2 protein-coding genes are annotated in these 2,344 nt (G+C 39.1%); both read left to right on the forward strand.

What is annotated here, in order from left to right; translation table 11 throughout:
- Window positions 1–626: 626 nt before the first annotated feature.
- Window positions 627–1,523, forward strand: a complete 897-nt coding sequence (locus AB1414_19350) for a sulfite exporter TauE/SafE family protein (protein MEW6609569.1) — start codon at window positions 627–629, stop codon at window positions 1,521–1,523.
- A 47-nt stretch (window positions 1,524–1,570) separates the two neighbouring features.
- Entirely contained in the window at window positions 1,571–1,990 is a 420-nt protein-coding gene (locus tag AB1414_19355; protein ID MEW6609570.1) for a hypothetical protein, read from the forward strand.
- Window positions 1,991–2,344: the final 354 nt, after the last annotated feature.

Genomic DNA, 2,344 nt, shown 5'->3' on the forward strand with positions numbered 1-2,344 from the left:
CCCTGATAGTAAATTCTTTACTCTTAATATTATAGGGGATATAACTGATAAAGTCAACAAAAAAGTGCTAAGTTATATCTGAATGTATAACTCGTCTGAGGACGAAAATTTAGATGCGTTTGCCCTGAATAGGAGGCAGATTTTCGCAGATTATCAGGATAAGAATTAAAATAAAATTTTTGCGAAAAATCTGGTCCCAGTAATTTTCCCTTGACAAATACCTCTAAGAATGCTAAACTATCTTTGTTTTAAATCAAAGTATTTCTTGGGGTATTTATAAATAGCACACGGATGACACAGATTTAAACCGATTTTCGCTGATTTCCTCTGAAAATCATTCATAATAGGACGCAGATTAACACAGATTCACAGGATAAAAGAGAAGGAGAAATCTGTGTTAATCCTGAAAAATCCTGCAAGTCTGCGTTATATTTTCATTCTCCTTTGTGCCCTATGGGCATGAATGTTTCTTTCTCTTTATTCTGTTTTCTGTGTTCTGTTTTGTATCCGCGAATATCCGCATCATCTGCGTTATCAGCGTGCTATTATTTTCTTGATTTTAAAGGAGGGTTGAATTGAAGGTTGCAAAGACATTAAAGGTAGGTATATCACTGATACTCTTAATAATTACATCCGTAACCGTATGGGCATCAACAGGAGGGGAAGTAGCAAATGCTAATGTGGTCTGGTGGATATGGCCATTGTCGTTATTCATTTTTACCTTTCTCCTTGGTATTGTAGCAGTTCTTGGGGGTGTAGGTGGTGGAGTATTATATGTGCCGATTGTCAGCGGTTTTTTCCCTTTTCATCTTGATTTTGTCAGAGCTGCTGGCCTTTTTGTAGCACTGGCTAGTTCGCTTGCTGCAGGACCTGGTCTGCTTAAAAGAAATCTGGCTAATCTTCGTTTAGCATTACCAGTGGCGTTAATTGCCTCATCTGCCGCTATTGTCGGGGCTATGCTTGGACTTGCACTACCAACAAATATTGTCCAAGTCTTACTCGGTATTACCATTATCTCCATTGTTATCATTATGGTTTTGGCTAAGAAATCAGACTTTCCAGATGTGCCAAAACCCGATGCCTTATCGCAAAGCCTGGAAATTATGGGCATCTACCGGGAAGAATCACTTGGAAAAGATGTTGAATGGTGCATCCACCGCACAATGAAAGGATTATCTATGTTTATCATTATTGGCATAATGGCAGGTATGTTTGGACTGGGTGCTGGCTGGGCAAATGTGCCAGTTTTAAACCTGATGATGGGTGTTCCGCTTAAAATATCCGTGGCTACAAGCTCATTCCTTCTTTCTATCACTGATACATCAGCCGCCTGGATTTATTTGAATGAAGGAGTTGTTTTGCCAATGATTGTTGTGCCATCTATTGCCGGAATAATGTGTGGTGCTATGATTGGTGCCCAACTACTTGCAAAAACAAGACCAAGGGTAATTAGATGGATAGTTATTGCCCTTTTACTCTTTGCCGGAATGAAAGCAGTTCTAAAGGGGCTGGGGATTGGATAATTAAGTCCGATCTGTCCCAACTGTGGCTAAATTAATCTGGAGGAAATATGAATAGTAATAAAACCAAAACATCAGAAGAACAAATAGCCTATGCTAATGTATTAAATGTAGCCATGTGGACAGGACTGTCAATTTTGGGAGTTACCTTCATCATTTATCTATCAGGGGTATTGCCCCATTTTATCCCGATTGAAGATATGCCTAAATACTGGGGTATGGCATCAAAAGATTTTATACATAACTTTCAGGCTCCTACAGGATGGGGATGGTTAGCAATGGTAGGTAAAGGAGATTATCTGACTTTTGTAGGTATAGTTCTCCTTGCAGGGCTTACAGTCTTATGTTATCTGGTGATATTACCTATTCTCATAAGAAAAAAGGATATCCCCTATGTGGTAATAGCAATTTTTGAGGTTGCTGTTTTAGTCTTAGCCGCAAGTGGAATCTTAAAATCAGGAGGGCACTAACTTGTATTTATCCCTCTCACCGCAGAGAACGCAGAGTTCGTAGAGAATAAGCAACTCTCGTAACTGATTTCGCTTATTGACCATCTAATAATCTGGTTAAAAAACAATCAAATTCGGTAACCGTTCAGGGCTATACATTAGAAGTGTAAACAAGGAGAAATGGGGAAAAGGGAGAATTGGAGAAATGGCTCAAACTTTTTCTTGCTCCACCTTTCGGACATCAATCGTGGAGTCTGCGAAATTTACCAGTAACCCTATTTCTTTATCCACTCTTTTCTCCACTTTTCCATCTTCTCCCTTTCTCCTTATTTTTATTCTACCTGAACGCGGATGAAAAAAATGGAGATGCACACA

The organism is bacterium, from assembly GCA_040755795.1.
GTDB lineage: Bacteria > UBA9089 > CG2-30-40-21 > CG2-30-40-21 > SBAY01 > JBFLXS01.